The organism is Microseira sp. BLCC-F43 (assembly GCF_041929235.1).
GTDB lineage: Bacteria > Cyanobacteriota > Cyanobacteriia > Cyanobacteriales > Aerosakkonemataceae > Microseira.
In genome coordinates, this window is the sequence record NZ_JBHFNP010000147.1 from 88,320 (window position 1) to 102,867 (window position 14,548).

General features: G+C 43.5%; 15 protein-coding genes. 10 read left to right on the forward strand and 5 right to left on the reverse strand.

Features of this window, described 5'->3' with window-relative positions; all coding sequences use genetic code 11:
* The first annotated feature begins 11 nt into the window (after positions 1 to 11).
* From ACE1CM_RS20890 to ACE1CM_RS20910, 5 genes are all read left to right on the forward strand, one after another.
* On the forward strand, positions 12 to 1,625 hold the full coding sequence (locus ACE1CM_RS20890; protein WP_374879984.1) for a glycosyltransferase family 39 protein: 1,614 nt from the start codon (positions 12 to 14) through the stop codon (positions 1,623 to 1,625).
* 593 nt (positions 1,626 to 2,218) lie between these two features.
* Positions 2,219 to 3,169: an NAD-dependent epimerase/dehydratase family protein gene (locus ACE1CM_RS20895; RefSeq protein ID WP_374879986.1), complete on the forward strand. Its 951-nt coding sequence runs from the start codon at positions 2,219 to 2,221 to the stop codon at positions 3,167 to 3,169.
* Positions 3,170 to 3,611: 442 nt separating this feature from the next.
* A complete protein-coding gene (locus tag ACE1CM_RS20900) occupies positions 3,612 to 3,767 on the forward strand; it encodes a DUF2442 domain-containing protein (protein ID WP_374879988.1) in 156 nt (51 codons plus the stop codon).
* Between the two features lie 152 nt (positions 3,768 to 3,919).
* Positions 3,920 to 5,104: an RNA-guided endonuclease InsQ/TnpB family protein gene (locus ACE1CM_RS20905; RefSeq protein WP_374879990.1), complete on the forward strand. Its 1,185-nt coding sequence runs from the start codon at positions 3,920 to 3,922 to the stop codon at positions 5,102 to 5,104.
* 87 nt (positions 5,105 to 5,191) lie between these two features.
* Positions 5,192 to 5,350, forward strand: a complete 159-nt coding sequence (locus ACE1CM_RS20910) for a hypothetical protein (RefSeq protein ID WP_374879992.1) — start codon at positions 5,192 to 5,194, stop codon at positions 5,348 to 5,350.
* A 20-nt stretch (positions 5,351 to 5,370) separates the two neighbouring features.
* On the opposite strand, the gene ACE1CM_RS20915 is transcribed toward ACE1CM_RS20910, so the two are convergent.
* Entirely contained in the window at positions 5,371 to 5,937 is a 567-nt protein-coding gene (locus ACE1CM_RS20915) for a GNAT family N-acetyltransferase (protein WP_374879994.1), read from the reverse strand.
* A 186-nt stretch (positions 5,938 to 6,123) separates the two neighbouring features.
* On the opposite strand from ACE1CM_RS20915, the gene ACE1CM_RS20920 reads away from it, so the two are divergent.
* The 3 genes from ACE1CM_RS20920 to ACE1CM_RS20930 all read left to right on the forward strand — a co-directional run bounded on the left by ACE1CM_RS20920 (position 6,124) and on the right by ACE1CM_RS20930 (position 9,798).
* A complete protein-coding gene (locus ACE1CM_RS20920) occupies positions 6,124 to 7,806 on the forward strand; it encodes an NAD(P)H-quinone oxidoreductase subunit 4 (protein WP_374879996.1) in 1,683 nt (560 codons plus the stop codon).
* Between the two features lie 148 nt (positions 7,807 to 7,954).
* Positions 7,955 to 9,046, forward strand: a complete 1,092-nt coding sequence (locus ACE1CM_RS20925; RefSeq protein ID WP_374879998.1) for a phosphotransferase enzyme family protein — start codon at positions 7,955 to 7,957, stop codon at positions 9,044 to 9,046.
* Positions 9,047 to 9,267: 221 nt separating this feature from the next.
* Complete coding sequence (locus tag ACE1CM_RS20930) at positions 9,268 to 9,798, forward strand: DOMON-like domain-containing protein (RefSeq protein WP_374880000.1); 531 nt, start codon at positions 9,268 to 9,270, stop codon at positions 9,796 to 9,798.
* Positions 9,799 to 9,828: 30 nt separating this feature from the next.
* Here ACE1CM_RS20930 and ACE1CM_RS20935 read toward each other — a convergent pair whose 3' ends face one another.
* The 3 genes from ACE1CM_RS20935 to ACE1CM_RS20945 all read right to left on the reverse strand — a co-directional run bounded on the left by ACE1CM_RS20935 (position 9,829) and on the right by ACE1CM_RS20945 (position 10,963).
* Positions 9,829 to 10,176 carry a DUF5615 family PIN-like protein gene (locus ACE1CM_RS20935; RefSeq protein WP_374880001.1) on the reverse strand — a complete coding sequence of 116 codons (348 nt, stop codon included), beginning with the start codon at positions 10,174 to 10,176 and terminating at the stop codon, positions 9,829 to 9,831.
* A complete protein-coding gene (locus ACE1CM_RS20940; protein ID WP_374880003.1) occupies positions 10,177 to 10,491 on the reverse strand; it encodes a DUF433 domain-containing protein in 315 nt (104 codons plus the stop codon).
* Between the two features lie 70 nt (positions 10,492 to 10,561).
* The gene (locus ACE1CM_RS20945; RefSeq protein WP_374880005.1) at positions 10,562 to 10,963 is read right to left on the reverse strand and encodes a helix-turn-helix transcriptional regulator; all 402 of its coding nucleotides are present in this window, start codon (positions 10,961 to 10,963) and stop codon (positions 10,562 to 10,564) included.
* Positions 10,964 to 11,151: 188 nt separating this feature from the next.
* Between ACE1CM_RS20945 and ACE1CM_RS20950 the strand changes: the two genes are divergently transcribed.
* The gene (locus ACE1CM_RS20950; protein ID WP_374880007.1) at positions 11,152 to 11,391 is read left to right on the forward strand and encodes a hypothetical protein; all 240 of its coding nucleotides are present in this window, start codon (positions 11,152 to 11,154) and stop codon (positions 11,389 to 11,391) included.
* 1 nt (position 11,392) lies between these two features.
* Positions 11,393 to 11,878, forward strand: coding sequence for a hypothetical protein (locus tag ACE1CM_RS20955; RefSeq protein WP_374880009.1), 486 nt, complete (start codon positions 11,393 to 11,395; stop codon positions 11,876 to 11,878).
* Between the two features lie 119 nt (positions 11,879 to 11,997).
* On the opposite strand, the gene ACE1CM_RS20960 is transcribed toward ACE1CM_RS20955, so the two are convergent.
* Positions 11,998 to 14,548: alpha/beta fold hydrolase (locus ACE1CM_RS20960; protein WP_374880011.1), on the reverse strand; the 2,551-nt coding region annotated here is incomplete at its 5' end.

The window sequence follows — 14,548 nt, forward strand, 5'->3', positions numbered from 1 at the left end:
TTAGTTGAAAAATGTTATATCTCCATCTTTTGCCATCCAAAAATCTGCGGTTTCTTATAGTTATTCTGTTGGTGATAGGTATATTTTTTCGGTTTGTCAACCTCGAGCAAAAACTTTTTGATGGAGACGAATGCATTACCTCAGTAAGAGCAGCAGGTTACACAGTCGTCGAAGTAATCAAATCAATTCCTAGGGATACAATAATTGCTCCCGACGAAATAGAAAAATTTCGGCGTATTGAGCGGGGAACAAGTTTACTCGATACATTAAAAGTTACCGCAATTGGAGCGCCGCAACACACGCCGCTTTATTTTGTATTAACTAGATTTTGGATGCAATGGTTTGGCAATTCTGCGGCAGCAATGAGATTTTTTACCGCCTTAACCAGCATACTGGTCTTGCCTGCTATTTATTGGCTGTGCATGGAACTATTTGAATCATCAACAGTAGCTTGGATGTCTGTTGCTTTGATTGCTGTATCGCCTGTTCACATCATTAATGCACAAAACGCCAGACCTCGCTCGCTTTGGATATTGATGATCTTAGTGTCAAGTGCGGCTTTATTGAGAGCGATCCGATCGAACAGGAAGCAGGATTGGTTTATTTACGGAGTAACTTTAGCACTCAATCTTTACACCTTTTTATTTTCTATTTTAGTTGCTATTGCACATGGAATATATATTATTGTCAAAGAGAGATTTTGTAAAACCAAGATTATAATGGCTTATTTATTCACTATAGGTTGCGTTATTTTAAGTTTTATCCCCTGGATCGCTGTAATTATTACCAATCTAAACACTGCTAGGAGAATGACTAATTGGACAAATCAACCAGCCCCCTTTCTTGATTTACTAGGGGGCTGGGTAAAGAACTTATGCGATATATTTATATACTGGCAGGATTGGTATGAAAGAAGACTATTCATTTCTGAAGAAACCTTTGTTATCTACTTTGGTATAGCAAGTTTAGCCCTAGTACTATACGCATTCTATTTTCTTTGCAGAAATGCTCCAAGAGAAGTTTGGTTATTTATTTTGACATTGACTGGTGTAACGGCACTAGCCATTGTCTTACCAGATTTAGTTATTGGGGGAAGACGATCGGCTTTATCTCGATACTTATTTCCTTGTATTTTAGGTATTCAATTGACCATTGCTTATTTACTTGCTACTAAAATTAGGGTATCTTCCAGTGCAGGTTTAAAGGTTTGGCAACTGGTCACAGTTATACTTATTTCCCTTGGAGTCCTATCTTGCACAATTAGTTCTCAAACAGAGAGTTGGAATGGAAAAGCCGACTTTATTATTCAGGCATCTCATATCATTAACCAAGCAACTCGCCCAATTGTAATATCTGATGGCGATATAGTTTATGGCTTAATGCCTTTAAACTACAGGCTCAAGCCACATGTAAGATTGTTTTTAGTGTCTCAGCCAACCAGATTAGCAATCCCTGATGGGTTCAGTGATATGTTTTTATTTTCTACCTCTCAAGAATTGCTCTCCTATCTGAAAGAACAAAGAGAATTGCAGATTATACCTGCTTATCAGGATTCATACTTAAACGTTTTCTTATGGAAAGTTTCATCTCCAAGCACTCTTTGGAAAATCGAAAAATTGCCTTAGGAAAATTCAAATTAGTAGAATATGTATTATCAAGTTCCTTAGGATCGGACTGCTATGATTAATAGCGTCATAGGGGCAGTTACCCCGTGCCTGCCCTGGGTTTTACCCAAAACGTTTGTTCGTAAAGCGTGGCATCATATCGTTGACCGTTGCACCTGAATTACGACCTGTAGGGGCAATTAACAATTAGCAATTAGCAATGAGCAAGAAAGCTAATCGTTCCCATGCAACCGGATTTGATATCACCCGTATCGGTTGGTAAATTGTATTGATAAACCCGCCATGAGTGCGATGCCGATGCAAGTGGAAATGATATTACGCAAAGAAACCCGATTTCTTGTAAAAATCCTGGGTTTGGCAACTGTACATATACCAAGCAACCTGGTTTCTGGCAATGGCGCCTGTAAGTCCTGGGTATAGTTCGATTGGATTAAGAGCGGGTTTTACATTTGATGAGATTAGCTCAAATGTATAATTGAGTTTATAATATAAGTGTGAAAGCTTGCATCTGGTTGCCTAAAGGCTGGTACAAGCTCTTAGTTAAACATCCAAGAGGAATGCTACCGGAATCGCAGATCTAAAACAACCAAAATATGTCAAATATCTTAGTATTGGGTGCAGCAGGCTATATTGGTGGAGTGTTGTGCCGGAAGTTTTTCCAAACGGAAGATTTCAAAGTGTTGGCACTTGTGCGTCCAAGCAGTGAAATTGAGGCTATCAAGCCCTTCTGTAAAGAAATAATCCGCTCCCAAGAACTACAATTATCCGCCAAGGATGTTGAAGCCGTAATTCACAAATATGATGTTAAAACAATAATTAATGTGGCGTGGAATAAGCCTCTGGAATCGACAAAAGAGGCTCAATTCGCGAAAGATCGCATAGCATTGGAAGCGGCTTTATACGGTGCTAGCGCCGTCTCACCAGATATTCATGTAATCACAACGAGTGGGAATTTTTCTCTGATAACTGCCGATGGAGGACGAATAACGGAAACACCTCCGCCGCAAGGTTTCGCGAAGCCCAAGTATTTAGCATGGGCAGAGTCATTATCAGATGTAAATTTGATGAAGGATGCACTGACAGAGGAATACATCAGCAAAGGGGGTAAGGCTTCCATCGTGTATCCTTCATCAGTGTATGGTCGATCGCCAACCCGTGGCGGGTTTTGGGATTTTGCGATTCAGCAGTTGATCGCGGGGAAACCACACTGGGGATATCAGCCATTTCCGCCAGACTTTATGACTGCTTGGATTCACGTTGAAGATCTAGCGGATTGCTATATCGCTGTAGCACGCAGAGGCGAGAAAGGAGGACACTATCTTGCAGCAGGTGAAAATCTGAGTATTAGCCAGATGGCAACTTTGTTTGCGGCAGCTGCTGGGGTGAAATTCCAGGCACCAGTATTTGAAAATAAAGATAACGTGGTGTTTGATGATTCTCATAGCCGAGAAGTACTCCAACTCGAATGGAAGCATAAAGTGGCTGATGAAGTTCAGGCTTGGGTCGAGAGAATTAAAGAGTTGGGAACTCATTTTTTAAGCTAGATATAGCGAAGCTGGTGCTATGAGGTTGTCGGTGGGGCGTGAGGATATCATCAGGTTGTCGATTAGTTGACAACAGTGGCGGGCGATATGCCTCCCTTCCGCACTCGCGTTCGCAAGTTAAACTGATGCCTACGGTTCTTAAGGTTGGTTCCTACAGCTTCATAAGCTGCTACGCATTTAAATCCAATAAAGAGGCGGGCAATACGTCCCACCCCACAAGAAGAAGAGAAAATTTGACTCTCAAATTAGGTGGGTAGCAGCTTATTCTTTAGTTCCGACAGAGGCGAACCTGCTCACATTCACGTTAAGCGAGATCGACAAATTGCCAAGTTCTAGCTTAATCCCGTATCTTTGGAAAACAATCGAGGCTTCAAAGACCATGAGTTAAACCAGATCGCTTGACTTGTGCAGGAACAGGAACAAACCTTGCTGGAGGTTTGGCATGACTACTTTGATACTGGAGACAGAACCCCTTGCTACTAACGTCACGGTGACGGATGACAAATTGATTGTAGACTTAGCTGATGGTCGCAGTTTAATTGTTCCGTTAGCTTGGTATCCCCGTTTATGGCACGCTTCTATCGAGGAGCTTGACTAAATAGCCAAAATCTTCATTAAACTTACTTATAGTTAGCTAGCTTGAGGAAGTTATGTGGAAAGTTTCAGAATTTGGCGACTTGGTTGGGGCTTGCTCCTTGTTCCGACTACAGGTATACTTATTTATCTACAAAAATTTAGATAAGTTTGGCAATGTACGCAATTAAAAGAGAGTTAAAACTAAACAACAAAGAAACCTCTTTGATGCGCGGCATTGCGGGCTTTCGGAGGTTTGTCTACAACTTTGGGTTAGAGATGGTAATCGCTAGTTGGAGCTTTGAGGGTATTAGCCTTAGCGACTCCAAGAGAATTGATACCATCAAGCAATTATTTACCCAAGTAGTCATGAAAATGCCCGAACATGGGTGGATGAAGCGATATCCATCTACGGTTTATCAGTCGGCTTTCATCGACCTAAAAAAAGCCTTCAAGCGATGGCGAGAAGGGTTGAGTAATTTTCCCAAAAAGAAAACAAAAAAGAGAGGTGATTCGTTTACTGTTTATAAAACATCTGGTGTTTATCCCCAAAAAGGTAAGCCAGCTATCCCTTTCACCAAGCGAGTGGTAATTAAAGCGGGTAAGAAAATCCTGCTGACTGGGTTAAAAGAATTCAGGCTCAAGGAAAGGATTAACTTTACTTGCAGCTCTCAGACATTTACAGTTTCTCGCACTGCGGATAAATGGTTTGTTTCTTTTGTTTTAGATGCCGAAAAAGTTCCACCCATTTATCACCCGATTGAACGAGTTGGAGTCGATCTAGGGGTGAAAACTTTAGCTACTGTTTCCGACGGAACTTGTTACGCCATGCCAGTTTCTAATCAGAGGGCGAAAACCAAGCTCAGTAAACTACAATGGCGCAATCGTAACAAGGCTTTGGGTAGCAAGAGGCTAGGGATTAAAGCATCCAATAACGCCAGGGGTTATTACGTCAAATTAGCGAGGTATTATGCAAGGATTGGCAATATTCGCCGCGACACAATTGTGAAAATGACGACTGATTTAAGTCGCAGCGCTTATTGTATCAGGATTGAGGATTTGAATGTTTTGGGGATGATGGGAAACCATAAGCTGGCTGCGGCAGTTAGCGATAATTGCTTTTACGAAGTGCGTCGTCAATTAATTTATAAACAAAGCCATTACGCGACTAAGGTTGAGTTGGTAGACCGATGGTTTCCTTCATCTAAAACTTGTTCTTGCTGCGGTCACGTTCAGGACATGAAGCTCTCAGATAGAGTGTTTGATTGTCAAAAGTGTGACAATGTTATGGACAGGGATTTAAATGCCGCAATAAATTTGGCTAATGCCCCTAAAGAAAAAGTAAGGTTGGCACGGGCGTGAACTTAACGCCTGCGGACAAGAAGGTGCCGTCACCCTTGGTTGAGGCAGGAAGTAAACACCACGTCAAATTAACAAGTTTAGTGAGATTTGGGTAAGTTTTTCGGAGCAGATGGTTATGCAATTGAATGGACTGATATAGATGAACATATTGGCGTTGAAGGTTTGCTAGCTGGCAGACAAAGCAGTGAAAGTCAACAATCATTTGAACGTTGGTTGATGGCACGCACTACTCCTGGGAAGTCGTAATTGCAGGCAGGCAAGGTATTTCATCCCGTTAGATAGGGTTTGGCTGTCCATTCCTGCTGCAAAATCCCATACCAGTACTCGCTTATCCATTCACCTTTAAAGTAAATATTCTCAATAAATTCACCCTCGCGCCGCATTCCCAATCGCTCCAGCAATTTAGCCGCAGCGAGATTATCTACATGGCAGATAGCGCGCACGCGATGCAGCTTCAATTCCCCAAAAAGATAATCTAAAAGCCGCCTCACCGCCTCAGTCCCATAACCTTTCCCTTGATATTGACGCGCTAAAGTGAAACCAATTTCCGCTTGCTGGGAATCTTCCGTAAGAACACAAAAGGCACAATCCCCTATTAATTGATGCATCGTTTTGAGTTCGATAGCAATTTGATACCACTCGCCTTGCGTTCCTGGCTGAATGCCCTTCATCTCTTCAATCAATTTAGCTGCCTTTTCCTCGGTAAATGGTATATCCCAATACTGAAATTTGGCAATTTCTGGGTCTGAGCGATATGCCGCCAAAGGTTGAACGTCTATATCTTCAAAGGCACGTAAGATTAGTCGATCTGTTGCCCAAATCATTCGAGACATTGCATCAGCAGAATATACTCTAATATATCTAAATCAGTTACCTTTTCATGATATAATTACTAGCTTTTTTCCTATAGATTAATCTATAGGAAACTAAGATAAAGATCTATGAAAAAGATTGGAACAAAACTTTACAAAGTTTAGTAGAATGACATCATACACAAATAAGTATTTTTGCTTAACGCCATGATGGATCGATTTCCCTGGCTCACCGCTATCATCCTGCTCCCGCTCGTTGCTTCGATGCTTATCCCCTTCCTCCCGGATAAAGAAGGCAAGCAAGTGCGGTGGTATGCCCTGGGTGTAGGTATCGCCGACTTTTTCTTGATGTGCTACGCCTTTTGGAAGCATTACGATGCGAGCAGCGCTACTTTTCAACTCGTAGAAAAGTATGCCTGGGTGCCTCAGATAGGTCTGAACTGGACAGTTTCAGTCGATGGAGTGTCTGTTCCCCTCGTACTGCTAGCTGGACTGGTGACGACGCTTTCGATGTTTGCAGCTTGGCAAGTCGATCGCAAACCCCGGCTATTCTATTTCTTGATGCTGGTGCTGTATTCGGCACAGATTGGGGTGTTCGTCGCGCAAGACATATTGCTGCTATTTATTGCGTGGGAAGTCGAGCTAATTCCCGTTTACTTGCTAGTCTCGATTTGGGGCGGTAAAAATCGTCGCTATGCGGCAACCAAATTCTTACTGTACACCGCTGCTGCTTCTATATTTATTCTGGTCGCCGGTCTGGCAATGGCGTTTTACGGTAATAATGTCACCTTCGACATGGTGGAATTGGGTCTGAAAAATTACCCGCTTGGTTTAGAACTGCTGCTTTATGCCGGATTGCTGGTTGCCTTTGGCGTCAAACTAGCTATCTTCCCGATGCATACGTGGCTACCTGATGCCCACGGCGAAGCTTCTGCTCCCGTGTCGATGATTCTGGCTGGTGTATTGCTGAAAATGGGCGGATACGGACTGATTCGCCTGAATATGGAACTACTGTCCGACGCACATGTTTACTTTGCACCGATTCTGGCAATGCTGGGTGTTATCAACATTATCTACGGTGCGTTTAACTCGTTTGCCCAGACGAACATGAAGCGCCGCCTTGCATTTTCGTCGATTTCCCACATGGGATTTGTGCTGCTGGGAATTGCTTCCTATACAGACTTGGGAATTAGCGGTGCGATGCTGCAAATGATTTCCCACGGTTTAATCGCCGCTGTCTTGTTCTTCCTCGCAGGCGTAACTTACGATCGCACCCATACAATGGCAATGAACGAGATGGGCAATATCGGTCAAACAATGCCCAAAGTATTCGCCCTGTTTACCGTTGGTGCGATGGCGTCCCTAGCACTTCCTGGAATGAGCGGTTTTGTCAGCGAACTTGCAGTCTTCGTAGGCGTAACAACTAGCGATATCTACAGTTCCCCATTCCGCATCGTCACAGTCTTCCTCGCCGCAGTTGGACTGATACTGACCCCGGTGTATCTGCTATCGATGCTGCGACAAGTATTTTACAACCCTGGTGCAGCGCCCGCTTGCGTTCTCGGTGGTGCAACCAATAGCAAAAATGGCGATGACGAAGCAGTTTGTTTCGGTACGAGTTGCGTCCTTCCTGGGAATGCAGTTTATAACGATGCTAAACCTCGCGAACTGTTTATCGCTGCTTGCTTCTTCGTGCTGATTATCGGGATTGGGGTATATCCCAAACTGGCTACCCAGATTTACGACGTGAAGACGGTTGCAGTCAACGCTCAAATGCGTCAATCCTATACCCAAGTCGCGCAAAAGAATCCTCAGTACTATGCTAAGCGGGTTTTGACTCCTAGCATTGCGGAGTCTAAAGTAGCGCCTGTTCTGGGAATTATCGAGTAATCCGAGCGAACTATATTTGAGTTGGAAAAGAAGCGATCGCTTGATTGTAGAGCGATCGCTTTTTTTGGCATAAAATAATTCCGTCAGACTGAAGTCTGCCGCTACACAAACAAAGCCTGCCTACGCAGGCTCATCGTTGCATCAGAATATGGAAAATTTTTTTGCGGTTGCTAACCAATTCGCTCAATCTAGGAAGCTGATAGACATTCAAGCTTTTGGAAATGGCAATATTAATGACACCTTCTTGGTAACGGTGGATGGGAGTGGGGAACGGCACTTTATCCTACAACGCATCAATACGCAAGTATTTCGTCAACCCAAATTGGTGATGCAGAATATGCGTACCTTCACCGAACACGTTCAAAACCGCCTATTGAACGCACCCCTCGATCGTCCTTGGGAAGTACCCCGCGTATTGTTAACTAAAGATGGTCAAGATTGTTGCACAGATGGGGACGGTTCCTTTTGGCGCGCGATTAGTTTTATTGAAGGTTGCCAATCTTTCGATAGGATGCAGGATACAGAACAAGCTAGAGAAGTAGGCTATGCACTGGGGATGTTTCATAATTTGATCGGCGACTTACCTGCGGAAAAACTTGCCGATACTCTCGAAGGGTTTCACATTACACCGCGTTACCTTCAGTACTACGAAGAAGTTTTGGCGAAAACTAGCGCCAGGGTATCGCCGGAAGTGAATTATTGCTTGCAGTTTGTGAGCGATCGCACTCCTTTCGCCCATATCCTAGAAAATGCCAAAACTGAAGGCAAGCTGCCTTTACGCTTGATGCACGGCGATCCAAAGGTCAATAACGTCATGTTTAATATTGCTACCCAGAAAGCCGTCAGCGTGGTAGACCTCGACACGGTTAAACCCGGTTTGGTACATTACGACATCGGCGACTGTTTGCGCTCCGGTTGCAATCTTGCCGGAGAAGAAACCGCAGATTGGCAGCTCGTTCGTTTTGATACTGACCTTGCTCAGGGAATCTTACAGGGTTACCTCTCGGTTGCCAAAGCATTTCTCACCGAGAATGATTATGCTTACATGTACGACGCAATTCGTCTGATTGCATTTGAATTAGGATTGAGGTTTTTTGCCGATCATTTGGCAGGAAATGTTTATTTTAAAGTGAAGCATCCAGAACACAATCTGGCGAGGGCGCTTGTACAATTTAAACTTACCGAAAGCATTGAATCCCAGGAAACAACGATTCGTAGTATTATCGAGGATATGAAATAAGTTAACCAGAAAGAAACCGGGTTTTTTAGACAATACCTTCGCGATTTTGGTCAAACGCCCTCACCCTGAAGGGTGGGGCTACACAAACAAAGCCTGCCTACGCAGGCTAAAATAAAATTCAGGCTGCTTTGGCAGCCTTTGTTTGTATAGCGATACCCTTTAGGGTGTCGGATTTTGGCGAATGTATTGTCTAAAAAACCCGGTTTCTAATACCAAAAACTATGATGTTTTCTTTGCAACCATTTCCTTCTAACAAACCGCTGCCGAATTTAATTATTGCTGGCGATATTGCTCGAAATAGTAATAAAATTGCCATCCGCTATGAGGTTACAGGTGAGTTAAAAGAAATTGCAATTTCTCCCCCCTCAAACACACCCGCACGCCAGCAGCAATTGTGGGAAGAAACCTGCTTCGAGTTCTTCCTTGGTATCAAGAATTCCGAGGAATATTGGGAATTTAACCTTTCCCCCGCCGGACACTGGAATGTCTATCATTTTGATGCATATCGTCAAGGGATGGAAGAGGAAGTAGCTTTTAAGACACTCCCATTTACCTTTGAGAATCAAGCAGATAGATTAACGCTTGCCCTGGATGTGGATTTGGATAAAATTGTGGCAGAAGAAGAATTACTTGATGTGGCGATTACTACAGTAATTAAACAGAAAAATGGTGAAATTACTTACTGGGCGTTGACGCATCGAGGTGCGGAGGCGGACTTTCATTTGCGGGAGAGTTTTGTGATGGAGTTGTGAGGTGCGATCGCTTTAATCGAAGTTCCTAATTTAAAAAGGCAAGTATTCAACTATATTTTGCCATTCTTCAGGTTCAGAAGCTAGAGCAATTATTTCTAAATCTCTGACAAATTGCCCAAAAGTACCGCCTAATTGATGTCCAAAAATTAAACCAGCAAATCCCCGTCCCTGACGCTGCCAATCTTCAGCCATTGCCTTGAAACGAATATCTTGAGTAAAGATAACTCTACCAAGGAGCGTGGTGCGTTCTAAAAGTTGATCGTCGGGTAATTCTGCTGCATCGTCTTCAATTGCGGTAATAACATCTACCCCACGACGACGTAACTGTTCCGTAATCGCTTGTGGTACGTGAACATCCATGTACAGTTGAATCGCCACTTAAAGCAATCCTTTTGCTTTCATACGCACAACGAATGGTGAGGCAGATGCTTGGGATTTTTCTCGTTCTGCTTGCTCCCATTCTAGGCGAATTTCGCGGTCAATCTCATCTTGGCAATCGAAGTAATACGCCATTGCTGCATGAGTTTCTGCCAACATCAAATAAGGGTGCTGACGGCACATTTCTTCCACTGACCAACCATAAGCAAGGTAGTCCATTACAATCTGAGCCACCCGCACGCGAGGTATCCTTTGTAACCGTGCTGGTTGACCTTCTAATTTCTCAATGTGAGGATAAGTTACTTGTGATGTCATGGGATTTGATCGTCTCAAGTTACATTATAAGTACTCGCTGGGAGCGATCGCATTGCCTAATGCACGTTAGTTAATCTACCAGATCGTCTAAAGAAAGCTTCAGCAAGTCACACAAAGCTTTAGTCTGTTCTAGATAGAGCTTTGGAATATATCTGCCAGCTTCGGAGTTTTTCACAGTAGTTACAGTCACACCCAATTGATCGGCGACTTGCTGCTGCGTCAAACAAAGCGATTGGCGTCGTTGTTTAAGCTTTTCTCCCACACTGGTCATTAACTTTCTGATTTTCGCATTAGTATGATTAATTTGACTTAACGATAAAATTACAGTCAAAGCGGGGCGCGATCGCATCTCAAATCGATGATGCGATCGCCCTATAACCCAGACCTCACACCTTGACGCTCGTTGCCCTTTACCGCTATCCTCACAGCTGAGGGTTGCTTTGGTTGAACGCCAGCAACCAATGTCGCCCAAAAATTTAGTTTTGCTACCCAAAGCTGTTACCAGCAGCGATGGATAGCTGACCCCCCAAACTGTTTGCGTCAGTCGGGAGGCTAAATGAGGATTTTAACATTCTCAACAGCCACCCTGCTTTAACCTGCGTGCGGGGTGGCTAAATTTTTGGGTTTTTCGCGAAACCCAAAAACAAGGACAAAATCTCGATGTTGGGAATATTTGGTAGCAATCGCAACGATGACGACAAGGAAGACAATAAAGAAGAGGAAAACAGAGACGAGGTTACCTCTCCTGAAAATTGCGACAAAATGGCTAAAAAGTATGGCTGGGAACTAGATCGAGTCGAGAAAACTGGGCGCGATCCGCTCCGCTATGACTGGGTTTTCAAACGTAAGCAAACCAGTTTTTGGGATATGTGGCAGGAGCATCAAGATGCGGAGGAATAATATGGAAGAGCAAGAAATATATGACCCACTTGCCAATAAATCAACTCTGGTCATTTATATGATCCAGTCAGGCGACAAGTGGGTAGAAATTAACAGCGATGAATTGGCGATCGGAAATCAAATGGTGAGAAACCTGCGACTATCTTATGACCATCGCCCAATCCACAAGCGCGGGGTCAAAATAGGAGAGCGCCTAACGTATCATGTCAGACAAGAAGGTAGTCCTTGGAATACTTATAAAGTTGTTCCTTCTGAGTGGGCGATCGCAAGGGTTACTCATTACGAACCTTCCGATTTAGAGGAATTACCAGAGTTTCGAGGAATTACAATCGCATACTGCGTGCGCCAACCTCTGTCCCCAGAAGAAGTTGATGCAATGTCCTACGAAATCGTTTCTAAAGTATCGGTTGACTCGTTTGGAGGTGATGAGGAAGCTTATCAAAAGTTTCTCACCAGCGAGCAATCGAAAGGGTATGTCCGGGGTTAATCTGTGATGTGGAAGCGATCGCATTTCACAAAAAGAATAGCGATCGCACTACTAGATACCAAAATCAGCAATTGCTTCTTATCCCAGGGATTCCAGCTTACCCTGTGCAATGTCTTGTTCTAACTGTCGATCCCAACGGAACCAGACACAAACTGCCCAGACCAAACTGGATGTGTTTGCTTCCTACCCCAAGAATCTACATATTCCAAACCAGTGATGCGGGTTCCGTTACTTAGATTTGCAGATATGATGCCCTCATGATACCCGTTTGTAGCTCTATATAGCCTGACACCGTAGTCGTCATACCAGTTTTGTTGTAACGATGGGAAACTTAAGTTTCTCGACATCAGGTTAGAGAAAACATCAACAACTGCGTTGTGATAGTCTGCTTTTTTATCACTCCCTCCGTAACCATAAAAGCTGATTATGTAGGAATTATGGGCAGTGCTAGCTTGGACATTATCACCTGCAATACCACCGAAATAATCGCTATCTGAAGCAACAAATGCAGTGGATTTAGTTGCAGCATTACTAAACTTGATGGGCGTTTGGCTATTTGGTGTATTGCCATCAATATCGTAACTACCTATGTAAGGGTTAAAGCTAGCAGGATAAGCTGGATCTAGTGCAACAAGCTCTTTAACTTTTCCTAGTATCCCTCCCATTTCAGAAGCAACATAAGACCCTAGACTATGGCCTAAAAGAATAGTCCGTTGAGGATCAATCCCTAATTCTTTCAACTTATTCACAGCCCATTGAGCAACTGGTCTGATATTCTTGGCAGCAGTCCGAGGAGGTTGACCATTATCTATTGCTGCATCACGCCAGTCCAGGGAAAGCACTTGAGAATTTGGGTAATACTGAGTAGCAGCAGCTGTCATTGCTAGACGTTTGATATTATCACCTTCACTGCTGTCACCACGACCATGAATAACCACAACGGTATCTTTGTTGGTATCAAGGCCGCTGTAGTCAAGCTTACCATCCTTGCTATAAGGGCGGATATCTACTGTATACTGAGTGTTTCCAACAGAGACTGTTCCACTGAGGGGAGAGGTTAGCGAACCAGGAGCCAAATTAACAAAATTGCCATTTAAGGAACCCATATCGGGTACGTTTCCTTTCCTGACGAAGTTGCCTTGAGAGAACGTATAGAATTGGACATCATTCCAACCATCCACCTTTGAACCTTTTTCTTGAAGAATGATGTCGTCAGCCCCACCGCCAGTGAAATCCCCGACAATCAGATTGACATAGTTACCATTCATGGCATCCATATCGTTTATTTGTACCGGAGCTTTAAAAGTTCCATCCCCATTAGAGATGTATATTTGAGCGTCATTAATACGATCTACCCACAAATCTTTCTCTTGACGAATGAAGTCCGTTTTGCGATCGCCGTTGAAGTCCCCTGTAATTAAATTGACATAATTTCCATCTAAAGAAAACGGACTATTGATTGTGATGGGATTTTTAAAAGTCCAATTTCCATTAGATAAAAGAACTTGAGCATCATTCACACCATTTACCCAAGCTCCTTTCTCTTGGCGGATGATGTCAGCTTTGCCGTCTCCATCGAAATCTCCAGAAAGCAAGTTGACATAGTTCCCATCCAGGGAACTCATATTAGGTACATTTCCTATCTTGGCAAAGTTACCCTGAGAAAACGTATAAAATTCAACATCATTGACACCATTGACCCAGGTTCCTTTTTCTTGGCGAACGATGTCGTCAGTCCCGTCACCGTTAAAATCCCCCACAATCAAATTGACATAGTTACCGTTCATGGCAGCCATGTTATTCATTGGTGTTCCACCGCTAAAAGTTCCATTACCATTGGAAAGATGAATTTGTACATCATTTACACCATTTGCCCACGCACCTTTTTCCTGGCGAATGAAGTCGGCTTTAGCGTCGTTGTTAAAGTCCCCGGTAATTAAATTGACATAATCGCCATTCAAAGGATGCGAGTTGTTAATTGTGATTGGACTCTGAAAACTCCAGAACCAACTATTAGCATTATTGGGATTAGCTAAAAGAACTTGAGCGTCATTAACGCCATCTACCCACGTCCCTTTTTCTTGACGGATGAGGTCACTTATACCGTCGCCGTTGAAGTCACCTTTCTTACCTCTCTGCTCTATCAGAATGGATTTCCCATCTAGCGTGATAGTCGCTGTATCATCCTCAGCTTTTAACCCCACAATTTCATCTGCACTTATCGTTTTTCCTTGAACGAGTCTGGAAAAAATATCTCCCTCATCTCCCGCTGCATCCAAGGTATTTATCTTTGAATCGATGTAATGCCCGATTTCTTCCAACACCACACTCGTAATTGCTTCTGGATTCCCTGCATTTTGGGCAATGAATTCCTCAGATAAATAAACCGTATTCGTCAAACTAGCAAAAGCGCCATTCGCCCCATTTATCGCCGCAGATGGCAGAATCTCAATCCCTGGCAGCGCCGTAAAATTACCTTGACCAAAGTCTTGAACTAACTTACTAGCAACCTCGTTATTCCAATTATTGCCAAAAGCCAGATTCATCTTGTTGCTAAAATCTGCATCGGTCGCCAATCCCTTGAGATAACCGTAAGCCGATTGCAGCGCTAGCTCTACAATTGGGTTAGCTAAGCCATTCGATAAAACCTGCCCCGTTAGGGAATCTACA

Bases quoted from the DNA above. Each gene is read 5' to 3' on its own strand.
- ACE1CM_RS20950 (WP_374880007.1), top strand. From the start codon at position 11,152: ATGTTGGGAATATTTGGTAGCAATCGCAACGATGACGACAAGGAAGAC.
- ACE1CM_RS20940 (WP_374880003.1), bottom strand. From the start codon at position 10,491: ATGACATCACAAGTAACTTATCCTCACATTGAGAAATTAGAAGGTCAA.
- ACE1CM_RS20930 (WP_374880000.1), top strand. From the start codon at position 9,268: ATGATGTTTTCTTTGCAACCATTTCCTTCTAACAAACCGCTGCCGAAT.
- ACE1CM_RS20955 (WP_374880009.1), top strand. From the start codon at position 11,393: ATGGAAGAGCAAGAAATATATGACCCACTTGCCAATAAATCAACTCTG.
- ACE1CM_RS20890 (WP_374879984.1), top strand. From the start codon at position 12: ATGTTATATCTCCATCTTTTGCCATCCAAAAATCTGCGGTTTCTTATA.
- ACE1CM_RS20900 (WP_374879988.1), top strand. From the start codon at position 3,612: ATGACTACTTTGATACTGGAGACAGAACCCCTTGCTACTAACGTCACG.
- ACE1CM_RS20920 (WP_374879996.1), top strand. From the start codon at position 6,124: ATGATGGATCGATTTCCCTGGCTCACCGCTATCATCCTGCTCCCGCTC.
- ACE1CM_RS20925 (WP_374879998.1), top strand. From the start codon at position 7,955: ATGGAAAATTTTTTTGCGGTTGCTAACCAATTCGCTCAATCTAGGAAG.
- ACE1CM_RS20915 (WP_374879994.1), bottom strand. From the start codon at position 5,937: ATGTCTCGAATGATTTGGGCAACAGATCGACTAATCTTACGTGCCTTT.
- ACE1CM_RS20905 (WP_374879990.1), top strand. From the start codon at position 3,920: ATGTACGCAATTAAAAGAGAGTTAAAACTAAACAACAAAGAAACCTCT.
- ACE1CM_RS20895 (WP_374879986.1), top strand. From the start codon at position 2,219: ATGTCAAATATCTTAGTATTGGGTGCAGCAGGCTATATTGGTGGAGTG.